We start from the raw sequence: 20,663 nt of genomic DNA, 5'->3' as shown, positions 1-20,663 counted from the left end.
GAGAACGGTATCAGCCACCGCAGCGAATAATCTTAAAGAACCAGCCATACGATAAATAACGCAACTACGAGAGCGATTAGCATCAGGCCGGGCCTTGCCGACATCGCCTTTACGCTGTCGTATAACGGTGCAAAAGGACGATGGATGGGCTGAGGGTCGCGGATATCCTGCGGATGTTCTACCCGACGTAAAAACAGCTGATTGAGAAGATCCTGCACCTGCGCCGTGGTCAGTATTGACTGTGGCGTTACCTGCCAGTTCTGCCGGGCATAATCCTGAAGAGCATCCCACTCCTGCGATTCCAGCGGCTGCTTCAGGGCTGCCTGCAGGGTATGCAGCGTTGGCGCTGGCTGTGTACTTAGCGTCTGGCGCGCCTGTAGCCAGGTCACCAGATGCGTAAACTGTTTGGCCGGGATCAGCTCCCCGGTTTTCACCCCGGATAGCTCCAGCATCGACTGCCAGATAAGCTTGCCGGACTCACCGGTCGCCGCCGCCAGCTTTGTCACCAGCTGATTCAGGGTATTATGCTCTGCGGGCAGCAATGAACGATCGGTGGCCGGACGCTGCTGCGGCTGAGGGATCGACAATTCATTATTTTGCAGCAGCGTCAGCACGCCTTTAAGCTGCTCGGGCGTAAGCTGGCTAAGCGCCGTTTGCCCGTACTGCTGGCGGATAAAATCGCTGACGGCCTGGCGATTATTGCCAAGATTCAACAGTTCAGTTAATTGCGCCAGCGTTTGACGATGACTGTGGCTTTGCTGGGCCGTATCGAGCCGCTGAGTTAAATTTTGTTCAGCCGCAGGAAAATGGCGCGATAACAGCGGCATCTCATTTTTCAGGCCCAGATCGTGCTTCATCCCGGCCCACACTTCAGCGCTCTGCTGACGGGTCAGCGCAATCAGACGGGTGATCAATCGCTCCAGCACGGTGCGTTGCTGGGTTGACAGCGGCTGTTCCCCGGCGGCTGAAGGGGCGGCAAGACCGTCGCCCGGAGGGCGAGTGGGCAGACCTGAGATGGGTTGCGTCATTCTGGTTCCTTAGTGTCATCATGCTGAACCAGGTTTGCGAGTATGCCTGGCGGCGGGATTATGGCACACTTGCCGGACGATCTCTCGTTTCAGACAGGTACTTTATCGTGAAAATCCTCGTTGATGAAAATATGCCCTACGCGCGTGAACTGTTTAGCCGTCTGGGCGAGGTAACCGCGGTGCCGGGACGTCCAATCCCGGTAGCGGAACTGGCGGGGGCAGACGCCCTGATGGTCCGTTCGGTCACGAAGGTCAATGAAGCGCTGCTGGCGGGGCAGGGGATTAAATTTGTTGGCACCGCCACGGCTGGCACAGACCACGTTGATGAAGCATGGCTGACCCAAGCCGGCATTGGTTTCTCGGCAGCGCCAGGCTGTAATGCCATTGCCGTTGTCGAGTATGTATTCTCCTCATTACTGATGCTGGCAGAGCGTGACGGGTTTAACCTGACCGATCGCACCGTTGGTATTGTAGGGGTCGGCAACGTTGGGCGACGCCTGGCAGAGCGCCTTACTGCGCTGGGCGTACGTACGCTGTTATGCGATCCGCCGCGCGCGGCGCAGGGCGAAGAAGGCGATTTCCTGCCGCTGGAAGACCTGGTTCGGGAAGCCGACGTGCTGACCTTTCATACGCCGCTTTATCTGGACGGACCGTATAAAACGCTGCATCTCGCCGACGATGCGCTTCTGCGTCGCCTTAAACCGGGTACTATTCTGATCAACGCCTGCCGGGGGCCAGTGGTGGACAACGTCGCGCTGTTAAACCGTTTGCATGACGGTCAGATGCTGAGCGTCGTACTCGACGTCTGGGAGCCGGAGCCGGAACTGCTGAAGGAACTGCTGGAGCGCGTGGATATCGGTACTCCGCACATCGCAGGCTATACGCTTGAGGGAAAAGCACGCGGTACTACTCAGGTTTTTGAGGCTTTTAGCCAGTTCAGCGGTCAGCCGCAGCAGGTCGCCCTGGCAACGCTGCTCCCCGCTCCGGAATTTGGGCGCATCACGCTCCAGGGACCCGTCGATCAAGCGACGCTAAAAAGGCTGGTACATTTGGTGTATGATGTGCGCCGCGACGATGCGCCGCTGCGAAAAGTAGCAGGCGTACCGGGTGAGTTCGACAAGCTGCGTAAAAATTATCTTGAGCGCCGGGAGTGGTCTTCATTATATGTGCAGTGCGATGATGCCGACGCGGCGACGCTGCTGCATAAACTGGGCTTCAACGCCGTTCATCACCCCATTCGTTAATCCTGTTTTTGGCTCCCTGCCTGATGAGGCGGGGAGTGTCGCTATTTCTGGAGTAAATCATGATGTCAGAAGGCTGGAATATTGCCGTCCTCGGCGCTACGGGTACCGTCGGCGAAGCGTTGCTTGAAACACTTGCCGACCGTGAATTTCCGGTAGGCGAACTTTACGCTCTCGGGCGCAATGAAAATGCCGGTGACGCTCTGCGCTACGGCGGGAAAACGGTGCGCGTAGAAGATGCGGCTGACTTTGACTGGACGCAAGTGCAGCTGGCTTTTTTCGTTGCCGGAACCGAAGCCGCGGCAGCGTATGCCGAAGAGGCGGTAAATGCAGGTTGCCTGGTCATCGACACCAGCGGTCTGTTTGCGCTGGAGCCAGATGTGCCGCTGGTGGTGCCTGACGTCAATCCGTTTGTGCTGGCCGACTACCGTAACCGCAATATTATCGCAGTCCCGGATAGCCTCACCAGTCAACTGTTGATCGCGCTTAAGCCGCTCATCGACGACGGCGGACTGTCACGTATCACCGTAACCAGCCTGCTCTCTGCCTCGGCGCAGGGCAAAAAAGCGGTTGATGCGCTGGCAGGGCAGAGCGCCAAATTGTTGAACGGCATTCCAATTGACGAGGACGACTTCTTTGGTCGTCAGCTGGCCTTTAACATGATGCCGTTTGTGCCAAATCGCGAAGGCGTGGTGCGGGAAGAGCAGATTATCGTCGATCAGGTGCGTAAAATTCTGCAGGACGACGGGCTGATGATCTCCGCCAGCTGTGTGCGTACATCGGTATTTTACGGTCACGCGCAGATGGTGAACTTTGAAGCGCTGCGCCCGCTGGCGGCCGAAGAGGCGCGCGACGCCCTGGCTCGCGGGGAAGACATTGTTCTGTCTGACGAGAACGATTTCCCTACTCAGGTCGGCGACGCCTCGGGCAGTGCCCATCTCGCAGTAGGCTGCGTGCGTAATGATTACGGAATGCCGGAGCAGGTTCAGTTCTGGTCCGTTGCCGATAACGTGCGTTTTGGCGGCGCGCTGATGGCGGTGAAAATCGCTGAGAAACTGGTGCAGGAGTATCTGTAATCATGACGGAGGTGTTACAGCAACCGCTCATGAGGATCGCGCTCGGCATTGAATACGACGGCAGCAAATACTACGGCTGGCAGCGGCAAAATGAAGTGCGCAGCGTTCAGGAGAAGCTGGAAAAAGCGCTCTCTCAGGTCGCTAACGAGACGATCAACGTTTTTTGCGCCGGGCGTACTGACGCGGGCGTGCACGCTACCGGGCAGGTGGTGCATTTTGAAACTCACGCCGTTCGCCAGGACGCGGCGTGGACGCTGGGCGTAAATGCGAATTTGCCTGGTGACATTGCCGTGCGTTGGGTAAAACATGTCGCCGATGATTTTCACGCCCGTTTTAACGCAACGGCACGCCGTTATCGTTATGTGATCTACAATCATCGCTTACGTCCGGCAGTATTAGGCCGGGGTGTTACCCACTATTATCTGCCGCTGGACGCTGACCGGATGCATCGTGCCGCCCAGGCGCTATTGGGTGAAAATGACTTTACCTCTTTTCGGGCGGTGCACTGTCAGTCGCGTACGCCGTGGCGTAACGTCATGCATATTAACGTCGAGCGTGTCGGCGCTTACGTGGTGGTGGATATCAAAGCGAATGCCTTTGTGCATCATATGGTAAGGAACATCGTCGGCAGTTTGATGGAAGTCGGCGCAAACAATCGGCCAGAGAGCTGGATAGCAGAACTGCTTGCTGCAAAGGACAGGAATCTGGCGGCAGCAACGGCGAAAGCGGAAGGATTGTACCTGGTGGCGGTAGATTACCCCGGGCACTTCGACCTGCCGGTTACGCCGATGGGCCCGCTGTTTTTAGCGGACTAAACACGATTGTATAAAGGCATATAATCCTATGGATCTGATTTACTTCCTGATTGATTTTATTCTGCATATTGATGTGCATCTGGCACAGCTGGTGGCCGAATATGGCATCTGGGTCTACGCCATTCTTTTTTTGATCCTGTTTTGCGAAACCGGTTTAGTCGTCACGCCGTTTCTGCCGGGTGATTCTCTGCTGTTTGTCGCCGGCGCCATTTCCGCGCTGCCGGGCAATGATATGAACGTGCATCTGATGGTCGTACTGATGATTATTGCCGCCATATTGGGTGATGCGGTGAACTATACGATTGGGCGACTGTTCGGCGATAAGCTGTTCAGTAACCCGAACTCGAAAATCTTTCGCCGCAGCTATCTGGACAAAACGCATGCGTTCTATGACAAACACGGTGGCAAGACGATTATTCTTGCGCGCTTTGTGCCCATCGTCAGAACATTTGCGCCGTTTGTGGCAGGAATGGGCCATATGTCGTATCGTCATTTTGCGGCATATAACGTAGCCGGTGCGCTGCTGTGGGTTCTTCTTTTCACCTACGCCGGATACTTGTTTGGCGATCTTCCCGTGGTGCAGGAAAACCTTAAGTTACTGATTGTAGCGATTATTGTGCTTTCGGTCCTGCCAGGCGTTGTTGAAATTATTCGCCATAAGCGCGCGGCAGCAAAGCAGGTGAAGTAAGAGAGTAACGGCGGTTCGACCACTTTTTTGTCCCAACTTGCGAACCGTTATGTTTTAATGTGCAACATTCATGGTCAGACGGGGTTGAAATGACACCCCGGCTGACAAAACTGGCATCGGCCAGGTTCAGGCAGAAAGGTTATCAATGAGCTGGATTGAACGAATTAAAAGTAACATCACGCCCACCCGCAAGGCCAGTATCCCTGAAGGGGTGTGGACGAAGTGCGACAGCTGTGGTCAGGTACTCTATCGTGCCGAGCTGGAGCGCAATCTTGAAGTATGTCCTAAGTGTGACCACCACATGCGTATGTCAGCGCGTAATCGCCTGCATAGCCTGCTGGACGAAGGGTCGCTGGTCGAGCTGGGAAGTGAGCTTGAGCCGAAAGATATACTGAAGTTCAAAGATTCCAAAAAGTACAAAGATCGTCTGGCGACCGCGCAAAAAGAGACGGATGAAAAAGACGCGCTGGTTGTTATGAAAGGCACGCTGTATGACATGCCGGTCGTGGCGGTAGCATTTGAGTTCGCCTTTATGGGTGGCTCAATGGGCTCCGTCGTCGGTGCGCGCTTTGTGCGTGCGGTCGAACAGGCGCTGGAAGATAACTGCCCGCTGATCTGCTTCTCCGCGTCGGGTGGCGCGCGTATGCAGGAAGCATTGATGTCGCTGATGCAGATGGCGAAAACCTCTGCGGCGCTGGCGAAAATGCAGGAACGCGGTCTGCCGTATATTTCTGTGCTGACTGACCCAACAATGGGCGGCGTTTCAGCAAGTTTCGCCATGCTGGGCGATCTCAATATTGCCGAGCCGAAAGCCCTGATCGGGTTTGCCGGACCTCGCGTTATTGAGCAGACCGTACGCGAGAAACTGCCGCCGGGCTTCCAGCGCAGTGAGTTCCTGATTGAAAAAGGCGCGATTGATATGATCGTCCGCCGTCCGGAGATGCGTCTGAAGCTGGCCAGTATTCTGGCGAAGCTGATGAATCTTCCGTCCCCCGACCCGGACTTACCGCGTGAAGACGTGGTGGTACCGCCGGTACCGGATCAGGAAATCGAGGCCTGATAATGCACAAGGGCAGGGCCAGTCGGCGCTGCCCTTTTGCTTTCTCTTACCGTTAAACGTTGCGGACATCATGGAAAACGATCTTATCCCTGACGCCACGTCGCCTCTGGCGGCGTGGCTTTCTTATCTGGAAAATCTGCACGCGAAGACTATTGATTTAGGGCTGGCGCGTATCGCTGAGGTGGCTGCGCGTCTGAATGTGCAGCGTCCTGCGCCGTTCGTCTTTACCGTTGCAGGCACCAACGGTAAAGGCACTACCTGCCGCACGCTGGAAGCTATTCTGATGGCGGCGGGATACAAAACCGGCGTCTATAGTTCACCGCATCTGGTACGCTACACCGAACGGGTGCGGGTACAGGGAGCTGAATTGTCGGAAGCGGCACATACAGCATCATTCGCGGCGATAGAAGCCGCGCGGCGGGAAATCTCGCTGACCTATTTTGAATACGGCACCCTGTCGGCGCTGTGGCTGTTCAAACAGGCGCAGCTTGATGTAGTTATTCTCGAAGTCGGTCTGGGCGGGCGTCTTGATGCAACTAATCTGGTCGATGCCGACGTCTCGGTAGTCACCAGCATTGCACTCGATCATACTGACTGGCTGGGGCCTGATCGTGAAAGTATCGGACGTGAAAAAGCCGGGATTTTCCGCCCGGGCAAGCCTGCGATCGTTGGCGAGCCGGATATGCCGCACGCTATTGCTGCGGTAGCAGGAGAGAAAGGCGCGACGTTAATGCGCCGCGGCGTTGACTGGCATTATGAGGTCAGCGCCGACGGCTGGCATTTTACCGATGCCCAGGGTGAACTCGACGCGCTTCCGCTGCCTCAGGTGCCGCAGCCCAATGCGGCCACTGCGCTGGCGGCGCTGCGTGCCAGCCAGCTTGACGTTAGCGAGCGGGCGATCCGTGAGGGTATTGCCAGCGCCATTCTGCCGGGACGTTTTCAGACGATCGGTGAATCACCGCGGGTGATCCTGGACGTGGCGCATAACCCGCACGCGGCGGCATATTTAGCCGGGCGTCTCAAAATGCTGCCAAAAACAGGGCGCGTGCTGGCGGTCGTTGGTATGCTGCATGATAAAGACATTGCCGGAACGCTGGCCTGTCTTGCTGAGGTTGTGGACGACTGGTATTGCGCACCGCTGGAAGGGCCGCGCGGTGCCACGGCTGAGCAATTACAGCAGTATTTAGCCGACAGCAAACGCTATTCCAGCGTCGGTAAGGCATGGCAGGCAGCACTGGCGAATGCACGGCCAGAAGACACCGTGCTGGTGTGTGGCTCATTCCACACGGTAGCGCACGTAATGGAAGAATTAGAGGTGGGGAGTTCCGGTGGCAAGTAAGTTTCAGAACCGTTTAGTCGGCACGATTGTGTTGGTCGCGCTGGGCGTGATCGTTCTCCCTGGCCTGCTTGACGGGCAGAAAAAACATTATCAGGATGAGTTTGCCGCAATCCCGCTGGTCCCTAAAGCAGGCGATCGTGATGAACCCGATATGCTGCCGGCGGCCACGCAGGCGTTACCGGCGCAGCCGCCTGAAGGGGCAGCTGAAGAGATAAGGGCGGGGGATGCTGCAGCGCCCACGCTGGACCCGTCGCGTCTGGCGGCGAATAGCGGCGCAGATATCGATCAGATCCCGGTGCAGCCCGATCGACCAAAGCCGAAAACAGCCGAAAAGCCGCAGCCAAAACCGCAGCGTGATAAGGCCAGCGAGCAATTAGCCGCGGCCAGCGAAACCCCGCCTGCGGCAGCGAAGCCGGTGGCAGAGCAGAAACCTGCGCCGACCGGAAAAGCCTGGGTCGTTCAGCTTGGCGCATTAAAAAATGCCGATAAAGTTAACGAAATTGTCGGTAAGCTTCGCGGTGCAGGCTACAGGGTTTATACATCGCCTTCGACGCCAGTACAGGGTAAAATTACCCGCATTCTGGTCGGGCCGGACGCATCGAAAGACAAGCTTAAAAGTTCGCTGGGCGAACTGAATCAGCTATCGGGGCTGAACGGTGTGGTGATGAATTATAGTGTGAACTAGATTTGCGTCTTTTCACCCTCAGGGTGAGGGTGGAACGTCCTGGTGCAATGCCCTCATTTCCCTCACGAAATGAGCACATTCTGGCACCGGAACGCACGCAGAAATGGATAAAATGGCGGTGTGAATACACTTTCACAACCCCAATCGGGTGATGGCGTTGAATCTTTTTTCAGCGCCATTTTTATTTGAGCAGGGAAAGGAAATCCCTACGCAAACGTTTTCTTTTTCTGTTAGAATGCGCCCCAACTGGATGACAGGGCGTAAATCGTGGGACATATATGGTCTGGATTGATTACGCTATTATTGCGGTAGTTGGCTTTTCCTGTCTGGTGAGCCTGATCCGTGGTTTTGTTCGTGAAGCGTTATCGCTGGTAACATGGGGATGTGCTTTCTTTGTTGCCAGTCATTACTACACTTACCTGTCAGTCTGGTTTACGGGCTTTGAAGACGAACTGGTTCGAAATGGGATTGCCATCGCGATACTGTTTATCGCGACACTTATCGTCGGCGCTATCGTCAACTTCGTGATAGGTCAGCTGGTGGAGAAAACCGGCCTGTCGGGTACAGACAGGGTGTTGGGGATCTGCTTCGGTGCTCTGCGTGGGGTGCTGATCGTCGCTGCCATTCTGTTCTTTCTTGATACCTTTACCGGCATGCCGAAAAGCGAAGACTGGCAAAAATCGCAGCTCATTCCGCAATTCAGTTTCATCATCAGATGGTTTTTTGATTATCTGCAAAGTTCGTCAAGTTTCTTGCCCAGGGCATAAGCTCTGCGATGTGGCTTAACGAGGAAAAGACGTATGTGCGGTATTGTCGGTATCGCCGGTGTCATGCCGGTCAACCAGTCTATTTATGACGCATTAACGGTGCTTCAGCACCGCGGGCAGGATGCCGCAGGCATCATTACCATTGATGCGAATAACGGCTTTCGTTTACGTAAAGCGAATGGTCTGGTCAGCGACGTGTTTGAAGCACGTCACATGCAGCGCATGCAGGGTAATATGGGGATCGGCCATGTCCGTTATCCTACTGCTGGCAGCTCCAGTGCTTCTGAAGCGCAGCCTTTCTACGTTAACTCTCCGTACGGTATTACGCTTGCGCACAACGGCAACCTGACGAATGCGCACGAACTGCGCAAGAAGCTGTTCGAAGAGAAGCGCCGTCACATCAACACCACCTCTGATTCTGAAGTTCTGCTTAACGTGTTTGCCAGCGAGCTGGATAATTTCCGCCACTATCCGCTGGAAGCAGACAACATATTTGCCGCCATTGCCGCAACTAACCGGCTCATTCGTGGAGCCTATGCGTGCGTGGCGATGATTATCGGTCACGGTATGGTTGCCTTCCGCGATCCTAACGGTATCCGCCCGCTGGTGCTGGGCAAGCGCGAAATCGGCGACGGCCGTATTGAGTATATGGTTGCCTCCGAAAGCGTGGCGCTGGACACCCTGGGCTTTGAGTTTCTGCGGGATGTTGCGCCCGGCGAAGCGGTCTATATCACTGAAAAAGGCCAGCTTTTTACCCGCCAGTGCGCCGACCATCCGGTCAGCAATCCGTGCCTGTTTGAATACGTTTATTTTGCCCGCCCGGACTCTTTTATCGACAAAATTTCGGTCTACAGCGCCCGCGTAAATATGGGCACGAAGCTCGGCGAGAAAATCGCGCGCGAGTGGGAAGATCTGGATATCGACGTGGTGATCCCCATCCCGGAAACGTCCTGCGACATCGCGCTGGAGATCGCCCGTATTCTGGATAAGCCTTATCGTCAGGGATTTGTCAAAAATCGCTACGTTGGCCGGACCTTTATTATGCCGGGACAGCAACTGCGCCGTAAATCAGTGCGCCGCAAGCTGAACGCCAACCGGGCTGAGTTTCGCGATAAGAACGTCCTGCTGGTAGATGACTCCATCGTGCGCGGAACGACTTCTGAGCAGATCATCGAAATGGCGCGTGAAGCCGGTGCTAAGAAAGTGTATCTCGCTTCTGCCGCACCGGAAATCCGCTTCCCTAACGTTTACGGCATTGATATGCCGAGCGCCACCGAACTGATTGCTCACGGACGCGAAGTTGACGAAATTCGGCAAATCATCGGCGCAGACGGGCTGATTTTCCAGGATCTGGACGATCTGATTGACGCCGTACGCGCAGAAAACCCGGAAATCCAGCAGTTTGAATGCTCGGTATTTAACGGGATTTATGTGACCAAAGACGTTAACCAGCAATATCTCGATTATCTGGACTCGCTGCGTAACGATGACACCAAAGTAATACAGTTACAGAACGAGCTGGAAAGTCTTGAGATGCATAACGAGGGGTAACTCTCACATCAGAGGTTAAACGCCGGGCAATGCCCGGCGTTTTGTTTTCAGGATCGGGCTTCGTCTACCCAAATCCGCATTTCCCCTTCGCCCCGGTTCGCCCAGCTAAACCACGGAATAAACGTTAGCGTCTGTTGCTCCGTGGCAGCCGGCGGGTTATCAAAACTGTAAAGCGGACAATCCTCTGTCGGGGTCATCACGCGTGCGCCTTCTGCCTGCAGGATAACTTTCCCCCGCAAAATGCCCACGCCGTTAAGCTCCCTGAATGCGCTTTGTGGCGGTAACGCCAGATTATGCAGACAGGCCCCATTATCGGCTTCTTCCAGACAATAAATTAGCGGTCCGCGCTGCACCGCCACTTTCCCCGCCGTATGGCGGAGCTGTGGGTTGCCATAAACGCGTCTGGCTTTCATTGGCAGATGCAGTGTAATGACGTCTCCCTGCTGCCACTGGCGATGCATGTGCCAGTAGCCTTTGATCCGCTCACCTGCCGCTGCGTTACCATTAAGCTGGATCTGCGGATCGTCGCACCATTCCGGCAGGCGCAGCGCCAGCGTGTGCTGTACGGGGCGATCGTGGCTAAAGGTCAACGTGATATGGTCATCCCACGGATAATTGCCGCTGATTTCCAGCGCCAGCGTTTGATTATTAACGTCAAATTGCGCCTTGCTGCCGGCATAGAAATTAATAAACAGCGCATCCGCACGGGGGGTAAAGACATAATGACCGATAGCAACCAGCGTACGCGCAATATTCGGCGGACAGCAGGCACAGCCAAACCAGCGCTGACGAACCGGTTTCACATGATCGTAAATATGATTGTGCGCAATGCTTTTGGGGACCGTTTCCAGCGGATTGACGTAGAAAAAGTGTTTACCGTCCAGCGCCATCCCGCCCAGCACCGTATTATAAAACGCCCGCTCCATGACATCGGCGTAGCAGGCATCGCCTTCCATTTCCAGCATGCGCCGGGCAAACATCATCAGGCCAATGGAGGCGCAACTTTCCGCGTAGGCGGTATCATTCGGCAAATCATAGTCGCTGGTAAAGGCCTCACCAATAGCCTGAGAACCGATACCGCCGGTAATATACATCCGACGCTGGACGATATTATTCCAGATGCGCAGGCAGGTCTGACGCTTTTCCTCATCACCAGACAATCGGGCGAGATGGGCCAGCCCGGTCATCAGATAGACAGAGCGCACGGCATGACCGACCGCCCGATCCTGCTGGTTCAGCGGTTTGTGCGCGTGAGTATAGGCTTTATCCTTTACCATCCAGGCTTCACCCAGGTAGCCTCCCCAGTGGGATGTACCGCCGCGCTTCTCAAATTCAATATCATAGTACCAGGGTTGTTGGCCGCGTTCGTCGAGAAAAAATTGTGCCAGCGCCTGATAACGCGGCTGCCCGGTGACTTCATACAGACGCATTAACGCCAGCTCCACCTCCGGGTGTCCCGGATACCCCCGAAGCTGCCCCTCATCGGGACCAAAAACAGTAGCAATATGATCGGCAAACCGGCAGGCGATTTCCAGCAGCCGGCGCTTACCTGTGGCGTTAAAAAAGGCGACGGCAGCTTCGAAAAGATGCCCGGCGCAGTACAGTTCATGGCATTCGGTAACGTTTGTCCAGCGCAGGCCCGGCTCTTTAACGCTATACCAGGTATTCAGGTAACCATCGTCACACTGCGCCTGTGCCAGTAATTCGATGACCTCATCAGCCGTTTTCTCAAGCGCCGCATCGGGTTTCTGACAGAGTGACCAGGCAACCGCTTCGAGCCATTTAGTTACATCGCTATCCTGAAAAACCATTCCGTAGAATTCACCCTGTTCTACGCCCGCGGCAATGCGGTAGTTAGCCAGGGCATGACTGGGTTCAGCCCCGGCAATAGTGTCGTTCAATGCCTGCCACTGATAGGGGATCACCACGTCACGAATAAGACGCTGATATTCCCCCAGGAAAGGATCGGTAATGGTGACGCGGTTCAAATCCGTTTCGATTACATCTGGCTGTATCATGTTTACCTCAGCAAATATGCGAATGTCTTTGGTGAAGATCGTGCGAAATACGTTGCATCATAGGACCGTTCAGACGGCACTTAAGCAGGCAGAGCGCCAGCACCAGATGGAAGAGTGCCGGAACAATCGTTTGCAGCAGCGTAATACCCTGAACCGAAGCCACAGTTTGATTTTCAAGGCCCGGCTGATAGGCAATGAAAATCAGGATCAGGCTGATAATTCCCCCGGAAGAGGCCCAGGATAATTTGATGAAAAAGAGATTAAACGCGAAATTCATACCCGAAGAGCGAACGCCGTTTTTCCATTCGCCGTAATCATCGGCAAATGCCATGATCGAAAAGTGCAGGGGCAGGGTAAATCCGAGTACGACGTTGTTAATGAAAATAGTGACCAGCCATAGCGTTTGATATTGTTGGCCGGTTGGCAGAAACCACATTAAAACGCCAAAAATCACCAGCACGATATTGGTCATAAAATAAAGCTTAACCATATCAATACGGCGCGACAGGGGGTTGATAATCACCGCCCCGAGGATCGCCGCAAAGGTGACGATGGCAAAAAACAGCGACATAAAACCGCTACTGCCTTCGAGGGCGTAAGAAATAAAATACATGTAGCCGCCGCCGCGAATACACAGAATATTGACCAGCAAAAAGGACATGATCAGCATCATCAGCAACTGATCATTTTTACGCAGGCCGTGCAGATGCTGGCGCAGGGTGAAATTTCCCGCCAGTGAAAGCGGGACCCGCTCCTTAACCCAAAAAAAGCACAGCAGAAACATCACCACGCCAACGGTACAAATAATCGTTACGCCATACTGATAGCCGGTTGCGGCATTACCTTTGCCAAAAAATGTCACCATCCACGGCAGCCCGACGGAGACCAGAAAACCGGCAAGACCGCTGAGTACAAAGCGCCATGACTGGCAGGACATGACCTGGTCGTGGCGGCTGGTCATGGCATTGATCAGCGCGCAGTAAGGAACGTTGATCGCCGTATAGCCGACCGAAAGTAGAAAATAGGTGCCAAAGGCCCAGGCAATTTTCAGATTAGGGCTGAGGTCTGGCACGGTAAAGGTCAGAATACCGATGATGCCAAGCGGTACGGCGATCCACAGCTGCCACGGGCGAAAACGTCCCCAGCGGCTGCGAGTACGGTCGGCGATAACTCCCATAACCGGATCGGATATAGCGTCAAAAATACGCAGAATCAAAAACATCGCCCCAACAATCGCCGGGCTGAGGCCGAAAATATCGGTATAAAAAAACAGCAGGAAGCCGCTGATTAAATCTGAGATGCAGTGCCCTCCGGCATCCCCTAATCCATAGCCTATTTTTTCGCGGGTAGAGAGCGTTTCATTCGCATCAACTATCTGCATTTCAGTGTCCAGATCGTGAGCAGTAGTCATAACCAATCCTTTATGCGTTAACAAACCTTGAAGGTTAAAAACGTCATTACGACTTATCTCTGACAATTTTTAGTAAAAATGGAAGCGGATGAAGACTAGATCTACTTAGCCACGACGGTAAATATCCGATGGCAATGATTGTGGTAGCGATCTTATTTTTACTAAAAATATATTCTCCATGGTGATCTGCTTCACAATAAAGGGTCTGATGGCATGGGCCAGCTTGCAATACGCCTTTCACGCGGGAACAGAATCAGCAAGCGTGATACTTCTGGCAGACACGTCGCTCTGCGAAGAAGGGCGATTGGTCCATTTTGCCGTTAGCATGATATTCTTAGTTATTGCCTGGCGACTCAGGTGCAATTGCGGTATCAGTTGAAGACAGGGCGCCTGAAAGGTGAAAGCGAGCGGAATGGTCAAGAAAACCAGAATTAAAGATATTGCCGCGGCTTGTGGCGTGTCTATTGCGGCCGTGTCCCGGGCGCTAAAAGGACAGGCAGGGCTGGGCGATGAAACCCGCCAGCGGATCCTGGCGATAGCCCAGGCTGAAGGCTATGATTTCGGTCGATTACGTAGCGGAAAACTCAAACGGCTGCTGTTTCTGCTGCACCGGGACCATAACGCTGCCAGCGCGCTACCCTTTTACTCAACCGTGATGCTGGGTGTGGCGGAAAGCTGCCGGGAAAACGATATCGCCATGAGCTTTCAGCCGATCGGTCCGGATGATTCCGTGGCCGAACTCATTGCCTTACACCAGCCTGATGCGCTGATTTGTGCCGGATATCTGGAAACACAAACGCTTGATCAAATACGTAAAACCTCGCTGCCGGTAGCGCTGGTCGACTTGTGGGCCGCCGATTTTCCGTGCGTCAATCCTGACAACTATCACGGTGGTTTCGTGATTACGCGTCATCTGATCGAACAAGGTCGGCGCAAAATAGCTTTCTTAGGCCACGCACAGCACCATTACAGTATTCGTCAACGCCTTGAAGGATATCAGCAAGCGCTATTTGAGGCCGGGATTTCGCTGCCAAAGGAATATCAGGTCGAAATGCCGCCGGTCCGGGATATCGAACTGGCGCTGGCGCAGGGTCTGGAGACGCTGCTGGCGCTGCCCGAGCCGCCGGACGCCATTTTTGCCTGTAACGACATTGCGGCACTTATTGCCATGCGAGCTTGTCTACGCCACGGTTTTCATATTCCTGAGGATATCGCGATTGCCGGTTTTGATGACATTGATGCTGCGGCGTGGGCGCATCCACCGCTGACCACCGTCGCCGTTGATAAACGCGAACTGGGGCGTGATGCATTTCGCTTATTATTAAACGACAGCGCGGAACGTAATCTGCTGCTACCGGTTCAACTGGTGATCCGCGAAAGCTCGTGCGCGAATGTCATGCCTTTACGCCCGCGTACCTGAGCGGGCAAACTTGCCATACTTGTTTTAAGGATGATGAATATGAAAAGACTCATAATAGGGATTTCCGGTGCCAGCGGCGCTATCTACGGCGTGCGCCTGCTACAGATTTTACGTGATGTCATCGACGTTGAAACGCATCTGGTAATGAGTCAGGCTGCCCGCCAGACACTGGCGCTTGAAACCGATCTCTCCCTGCGTGATGTGCAGGCGCTGGCCGACGTCGTGCATGATTCTCGTGATATCGCTGCCAGCATTTCATCAGGATCGTTTAAAACGGCGGGAATGGCGATCTTACCCTGTTCAATTAAGACCCTCTCCGGCATTGTGAACAGTTACACTGATGGTCTGCTAACGCGCGCGGCAGACGTGGTACTGAAAGAGCGTCGTCAGCTGGTACTCTGCGTGCGCGAAACGCCGCTGCATCTCGGCCATCTGCGTCTGATGACTCAGGCCGCGGAATTAGGGGCGATCATCATGCCACCGGTCCCGGCCTTTTATCATCGACCGCAAACTCTTGATGATGTGATTAATCAGACCGTCAATCGGGTACTCGATCAATTCGATATCGAATTGCCGGAGGATCTGTTTACCCGCTGGGCGGGCGGCAATACTCCCGGGCGCAGCGAGTAATATAAACGCAACGGCGCACGCCCTTTTTACATCCCCTTATTGCCCTGTTTCAGGGCATTTTTGTAACCGCGATCATATCCCCGACATTTTCCTTCTCATGCCGCTGCGGTTCAATCAGCAGACCTGCTATCTTCATTTTAAGGTTGTTTGCAACTTTTTATTAACACAAGTATGACCTTTGCGTTACGTTAGCGGAGGTGGCATAAAACCTGCAAGGTTACCTGCAGCACACAACACAAACAGTAGATAATAAAATCACTCTATTGAGGGGAATGTATGAAGAAGTCGGTCCTGGCTCTGTCTTTACTGATTGGTTTAAGCAGCGCCGCCAGCGTTTATGCTGCGCTCCCGCAAACGGTGCGTATTGGTACAGATGCCACTTATGCACCTTTTTCCTCGAAAGATGCGAAGGGGGAGTTTGTCGGTTTTGATATCGATCTGGGTAATGAGATGTGTAAGCGCATGCAGGTCAAATGTACCTGGGTCGGGAGTGATTTTGATGCCCTGATCCCGTCGCTGAAGGCAAAGAAAATTGATGCCATCATCTCTTCTCTCTCTATTACTGAAAAACGTCAGCAGGAGATCGCGTTCTCCGACAAGCTTTATGCCGCCGATTCTCGTCTGATCGCAGCCAAAGGTTCGCCGATCCAGCCGACGCTTGAATCACTAAAAGGAAAACACGTTGGCGTACTGCAAGGTTCCACCCAGGAAGCCTACGGCAATAATCACTGGCGCAGTAAAGGCGTAGACGTGGTTGCCTATGCCAATCAGGATTTGATCTATTCTGACCTGGCGGCGGGCCGTCTGGATGCCGCGCTACAGGATGAAGTGGCCGCCAGCGAAGGTTTTCTCAAACAGCCAGCCGGGAAGGATTTCGCTTTTGCCGGTGCTTCAGTAAAAGATAAAGCCTTCTTTGGTGATGGAACCGGTGTTGGCCTGCGCAAAGATGATGCAGAGCTGAAAACGGCTTTTGATAACGCGCTGAAAGCGCTTCGTGCAGACGGAACCTACGACAAACTGGCGAAAAAGTATTTCGATTTCAACGTTTACGGCGACTAAACCTGCAACGCTAACACCGTCGACTCCGCACCGGACACCTGGTGCGGAATATTAATGGGAATTATGCATCATGGTGGTGCGATGGCTGCACCATCATTGGGCATGAGTGCATAGTTAAGCGTTTAAAATGCGAAAAAAAACGCGTTAACCGTGCAGAATATTTTGCCTTGCTGCCCTGAATAATGGCACGATACCTGCACCTTATTTTTGCCAAAATCCCATTAGAATGACGGTTTGTTGAGGATAATTATGAAAAAGTTGGTGTGGTCCCTTTCTCTTGTTCTGGCGTTTTCTTCTCTCTCGGGCGCGCTCGCGGCTATTCCGCAAAAAATACGTATTGGTACCGATCCTACTTATGCACCTTTTGAATCTAAAAATTCACAGGGCGAATTAGTGGGTTTCGATATCGACCTGGCGAAAGAACTGTGCACGCGGATAAAAACGCAATGTACGTTTATTGAGAATCCGCTGGATGCGCTGATCCCTTCCCTGAAAGCGAAAAAAATCGATGTCATTATGTCCTCCCTGTCGATTACAGAGAAACGCCAGCAGGAGATCGCTTTCACTGACAAACTGTACGCCGCTGACTCGCGGCTGGTGGCCAAGAAAGGGACTGACATCACCCCCGATCTGGCTAAACTACAGGGCAAACGCGTAGGCGTGCTTCAGGGAACCACGCAAGAAACGTACGGTAACGTCCACTGGGCACCAAAAGGCGTCGAAATTGTTTCCTATCAGGGGCAGGACAATATCTATGCGGATCTGACCGCCGGACGTATTGACGCGGCGTTTCAGGATGAAGTGGCAGCCAGCGAAGGCTTCCTGAAGCAATCTATCGGTAGCGATTACACCTTCGGTGGCCCGGCTATCAAAGATGAAAAACTGTTTGGCGTGGGTACTGGCATGGGCCTGCGTAAAGAGGATAACGAACTGCGTGAAGCATTGAATAAAGCCTTTGCCCAGATGCGTGCCGACGGAACCTACGAAAAGCTGGCGAAAAAGTACTTCGATTTTGACGTTTACGGCGGCTAATCATCCGCCCGGGCTGTCATCATTATGAGGCGGCCCGCACCAGGACAGGACTGACTGAATGCTGCACGGGTTTTCACAGGTGATTTTACAAGGTGCGATAGTAACGCTGGAACTGGCATTAAGTTCGGTGGTGCTGTCAGTGCTGATTGGCCTTGTCGGGGCAGGCGCAAAGCTCTCCAGTAGCCGCCCGCTGGCGCTGATTTTCGAGGGCTATACGACGCTTATTCGCGGCGTACCGGACCTCGTACTGATGTTGTTGATCTTTTATGGACTGCAAATTGTGCTCAACAGCGTGACCGATGCGCTGGGCCTCGCCCAATTTGATATCGATCCGATGGTTGCCGGGATTATTACGCTGGGCTTTATTTACGGAGCCTACTTTACCGAAACCTTTCGCGGCGCGTTTATGGCCGTACCCAGAGGCCATATTGAAGCGGCAACGGCCTTTGGTTTTACCGGCACGCAGACGTTTCGCCGCATTCTGTTTCCGGCCATGATGCGCTACGCGCTGCCGGGCATCGGTAACAACTGGCAGGTGATCCTGAAAGCCACGGCGCTGGTGTCGCTACTGGGGCTGGAAGATGTGGTTAAAGCGACCCAACTGGCAGGGAAAAGTACCTGGCAGCCGTTTTATTTTGCCATCGTTTGCGGACTGATTTACCTGGTATTTACCACGGTTTCAAATGGTGTCCTGCTGCTGCTCGAACGCCGCTACTCCGTAGGTGTGAAGAGGGCTGACCTGTGATCGAGATTATTCAGGAATACTGGCGGTCGTTATTGTGGAGTGACGGCTATCGCATGACCGGCGTGGCAGTAACGCTCTGGCTGCTTATCTCCTCGGTGGTCATGGGCGGTTTGCTGGCGGTGATCCTGGCCATTGGCCGCGTCTCCAGTAATAGACTGATTCGTTTCCCTATCTGGCTATTCACCTATATTTTTCGCGGTACGCCGCTGTATGTTCAGCTGCTTGTTTTTTATTCCGGAATGTATACGCTGGAAATTGTAAAAGGGACTGAACTGCTGAACGCCTTTTTCCGCAGCGGCCTGAACTGTACGATTCTGGCCCTGACGTTAAATACCTGCGCGTACACCACCGAGATTTTTGCCGGCGCGATCCGGTCTGTACCGCACGGTGAGATCGAGGCGGCCCGGGCTTATGGTTTCTCATCATTTAAAATGTACCGTTGCATTATTTTGCCGTCGGCACTGCGTATTGCGCTACCAGCCTACAGTAATGAAGTGATTTTAATGCTGCATTCAACCGCGCTGGCGTTTACCGCCACTGTACCGGACTTGCTCAAGATCGCACGAGATATTAACTCAGCGACCTATCAGCCATTTACCGCCTTTGGTATTGCAGCCGTTTTATATTTACTCATTTCTTATGTGCTGATTAGTTTATTCCGCAAGGCGGAAAAGCGCTGGTTGCAGCACGTGAAACCTTCATCGACGCACTGAGAATACGATGTCTGAAAACAAATTAAACGTTATCGATTTGCACAAGCGCTACGGCGATCATGAAGTGCTGAAAGGGGTTTCGCTGACGGCTAATGCCGGCGATGTGATTTCGATTATTGGCTCATCAGGCTCAGGTAAAAGTACCTTTTTGCGCTGTATTAACTTTCTTGAAAAGCCGAGTGAGGGAACGATTACCGTCAGCGGACAAAATATTGCCCTGGTACGCGATAAAGACGGGCAGCTTAAGGTAGCGGACAAAAATCAGCTTCGGCTGTTGCGCACCCGCCTGACCATGGTTTTTCAGCACTTTAATCTGTGGAGCCATATGACCGTACTGGAAAATGTCATGGAAGCCCCGATCCAGGTATTAGGCCTTAGCAAGCAGGCATCGCGTGAACGCGCGATGAAGTACCTGGCCAAAGTCGGTATTGATGAAATGGCGCAGGGTAAATATCCGGTTCATCTTTCAGGTGGACAGCAGCAACGCGTCTCGATCGCGCGGGCGCTGGCAATGGAGCCGGAAGTCCTGCTGTTTGATGAGCCAACATCCGCCCTCGACCCGGAGCTGGTCGGCGAAGTATTGCGTATTATGCAGCAGCTGGCAGAAGAGGGGAAAACCATGGTCGTGGTCACCCACGAAATGGGCTTTGCGCGCAATGTCTCTTCCCACGTTATTTTTCTCCATCAGGGGAAAATTGAGGAGCAGGGGCATCCGGAGCAGGTGTTTAATAATCCGCAAAGCCCGCGGTTACAACAATTTTTGAAAGGCTCGCTGAAGTAGCGGCGGGGTGTTTTACCCTCTCCCTGAGGGAGAGGGTGAGTTTCCGCCTGCTTACTTACCTTCTCCTCTTAACACTCAACCGGCCCGCAAAAAATCATGTTTAGTTAATCGAAAGGCCCAGTCATCGTAATATTCATCATTAAGCAAAAAGGATTTCTCCAGCACCTGCTCACGTATAAAGTGCGCCTTTTCCAGTACCCGAACCGATCCGCTATTGTTGGCCAGTACCCATGCGTTAAGCGCTTCAACACGGGCCTGATAAAAAGCATATTCGCAAACGGCTTTCAGCGCCTCGCTGGCGATCCCGCGCCCCTGAGCCGCAGGTAAAACCGAATAACCGATATCCGCCTCTGTGGGGTGAAGTTTGCTGATCCGCAGGCCAATATCGCCTAACGCGGTGTCATCGCCGTGCAGACGGATCACAAACGCATTTTTATCCGCCAGCCGCTGTTCGAAAACCCGTCGCGTATCTTCTTCTGAGGCAACGCTCGCCATGTAGCGCATCACATCACTGTTTTGACGCAGCGCGCGAAAGAAAGGCCAGTCGGATGGCTGGAAAGTAGACAGGGTGAAGCGGGGAGTAAGTAATGTGAGCATGTGTCTC

General features: G+C 53.7%; 20 protein-coding genes. 16 read left to right on the top strand and 4 right to left on the bottom strand.

Annotated elements, in window-relative coordinates; all coding sequences use genetic code 11:
* Positions 1–32: 32 nt before the first annotated feature.
* Positions 33–1,028, bottom strand: a complete 996-nt coding sequence (flk, locus tag AC791_RS16010) for a flagella biosynthesis regulator Flk (protein ID WP_049841392.1) — start codon at positions 1,026–1,028, stop codon at positions 33–35.
* A 107-nt stretch (positions 1,029–1,135) separates the two neighbouring features.
* Here flk and pdxB point away from each other — a divergent pair, with 107 nt between their 5' ends.
* The 9 genes from pdxB (at position 1,136) to purF (ending at position 10,250) form a co-directional block, all read left to right on the top strand.
* Positions 1,136–2,272: a 4-phosphoerythronate dehydrogenase PdxB gene (pdxB, locus tag AC791_RS16005; RefSeq protein WP_049841391.1), complete on the top strand. Its 1,137-nt coding sequence runs from the start codon at positions 1,136–1,138 to the stop codon at positions 2,270–2,272.
* Positions 2,273–2,334: 62 nt separating this feature from the next.
* Positions 2,335–3,345, top strand: coding sequence for an aspartate-semialdehyde dehydrogenase (locus AC791_RS16000; RefSeq protein WP_049841664.1), 1,011 nt, complete (start codon positions 2,335–2,337; stop codon positions 3,343–3,345).
* Between the two features lie 2 nt (positions 3,346–3,347).
* A complete protein-coding gene (gene truA / locus AC791_RS15995) occupies positions 3,348–4,160 on the top strand; it encodes a tRNA pseudouridine(38-40) synthase TruA (protein WP_049841390.1) in 813 nt (270 codons plus the stop codon).
* A 28-nt stretch (positions 4,161–4,188) separates the two neighbouring features.
* Positions 4,189–4,848, top strand: a complete 660-nt coding sequence (locus tag AC791_RS15990) for a DedA family protein (protein WP_049841389.1) — start codon at positions 4,189–4,191, stop codon at positions 4,846–4,848.
* Between the two features lie 145 nt (positions 4,849–4,993).
* Complete coding sequence (accD, locus tag AC791_RS15985) at positions 4,994–5,908, top strand: acetyl-CoA carboxylase, carboxyltransferase subunit beta (protein WP_049841388.1); 915 nt, start codon at positions 4,994–4,996, stop codon at positions 5,906–5,908.
* A 70-nt stretch (positions 5,909–5,978) separates the two neighbouring features.
* Positions 5,979–7,247 carry a bifunctional tetrahydrofolate synthase/dihydrofolate synthase gene (folC, locus tag AC791_RS15980; protein ID WP_049841387.1) on the top strand — a complete coding sequence of 423 codons (1,269 nt, stop codon included), beginning with the start codon at positions 5,979–5,981 and terminating at the stop codon, positions 7,245–7,247.
* Positions 7,237–7,932, top strand: coding sequence for a cell division protein DedD (dedD, locus tag AC791_RS15975; protein ID WP_049841386.1), 696 nt, complete (start codon positions 7,237–7,239; stop codon positions 7,930–7,932). The genes folC and dedD overlap by 11 nt, the downstream gene beginning before the upstream one ends.
* Before the next feature lie 278 nt (positions 7,933–8,210).
* Entirely contained in the window at positions 8,211–8,699 is a 489-nt protein-coding gene (cvpA, locus tag AC791_RS15970) for a colicin V production protein (RefSeq protein WP_049841385.1), read from the top strand.
* A gap of 33 nt (positions 8,700–8,732) precedes the next feature.
* Positions 8,733–10,250, top strand: coding sequence for an amidophosphoribosyltransferase (gene purF / locus AC791_RS15965; RefSeq protein ID WP_049841384.1), 1,518 nt, complete (start codon positions 8,733–8,735; stop codon positions 10,248–10,250).
* A 47-nt stretch (positions 10,251–10,297) separates the two neighbouring features.
* Here purF and AC791_RS15960 read toward each other — a convergent pair whose 3' ends face one another.
* The gene (locus AC791_RS15960) at positions 10,298–12,268 is read right to left on the bottom strand and encodes a glycoside hydrolase family 127 protein (RefSeq protein ID WP_049841383.1); all 1,971 of its coding nucleotides are present in this window, start codon (positions 12,266–12,268) and stop codon (positions 10,298–10,300) included.
* Positions 12,269–12,275: 7 nt separating this feature from the next.
* Positions 12,276–13,679, bottom strand: a complete 1,404-nt coding sequence (locus AC791_RS15955; RefSeq protein WP_049841382.1) for an MFS transporter — start codon at positions 13,677–13,679, stop codon at positions 12,276–12,278.
* A gap of 412 nt (positions 13,680–14,091) precedes the next feature.
* On the opposite strand from AC791_RS15955, the gene AC791_RS15950 reads away from it, so the two are divergent.
* From AC791_RS15950 to hisP, 7 genes are all read left to right on the top strand, one after another.
* Positions 14,092–15,099 (top strand): LacI family DNA-binding transcriptional regulator, encoded by a 1,008-nt coding sequence (locus AC791_RS15950; RefSeq protein WP_049841381.1) that lies wholly within the window; start codon positions 14,092–14,094, stop codon positions 15,097–15,099.
* 39 nt (positions 15,100–15,138) lie between these two features.
* On the top strand, positions 15,139–15,729 hold the full coding sequence (locus tag AC791_RS15945; protein WP_049841380.1) for a UbiX family flavin prenyltransferase: 591 nt from the start codon (positions 15,139–15,141) through the stop codon (positions 15,727–15,729).
* 276 nt (positions 15,730–16,005) lie between these two features.
* A complete protein-coding gene (gene argT, locus AC791_RS15940; protein WP_049841379.1) occupies positions 16,006–16,788 on the top strand; it encodes a lysine/arginine/ornithine ABC transporter substrate-binding protein ArgT in 783 nt (260 codons plus the stop codon).
* 249 nt (positions 16,789–17,037) lie between these two features.
* Complete coding sequence (hisJ, locus tag AC791_RS15935; RefSeq protein ID WP_049841378.1) at positions 17,038–17,820, top strand: histidine ABC transporter substrate-binding protein HisJ; 783 nt, start codon at positions 17,038–17,040, stop codon at positions 17,818–17,820.
* 58 nt (positions 17,821–17,878) lie between these two features.
* Positions 17,879–18,565 carry a histidine ABC transporter permease HisQ gene (locus tag AC791_RS15930; protein WP_049841377.1) on the top strand — a complete coding sequence of 229 codons (687 nt, stop codon included), beginning with the start codon at positions 17,879–17,881 and terminating at the stop codon, positions 18,563–18,565.
* Entirely contained in the window at positions 18,562–19,278 is a 717-nt protein-coding gene (hisM, locus tag AC791_RS15925) for a histidine ABC transporter permease HisM (protein ID WP_049841376.1), read from the top strand. Before AC791_RS15930 ends, hisM begins: the two co-directional genes overlap by 4 nt.
* A gap of 7 nt (positions 19,279–19,285) precedes the next feature.
* On the top strand, positions 19,286–20,059 hold the full coding sequence (hisP, locus tag AC791_RS15920; protein ID WP_049841375.1) for a histidine ABC transporter ATP-binding protein HisP: 774 nt from the start codon (positions 19,286–19,288) through the stop codon (positions 20,057–20,059).
* A 75-nt stretch (positions 20,060–20,134) separates the two neighbouring features.
* On the opposite strand, the gene AC791_RS15915 is transcribed toward hisP, so the two are convergent.
* A complete protein-coding gene (locus AC791_RS15915) occupies positions 20,135–20,656 on the bottom strand; it encodes a GNAT family N-acetyltransferase (RefSeq protein ID WP_049841374.1) in 522 nt (173 codons plus the stop codon).
* Positions 20,657–20,663 lie beyond the last annotated feature (7 nt).

The sequence above is a fragment of the Klebsiella sp. RIT-PI-d genome, assembly GCF_001187865.1.
Classification (GTDB): Bacteria; Pseudomonadota; Gammaproteobacteria; order Enterobacterales; family Enterobacteriaceae; genus Superficieibacter.
Note: the sequence above shows the minus strand (reverse complement) of the source record. Positions and strands in the feature narration are given on the sequence as shown.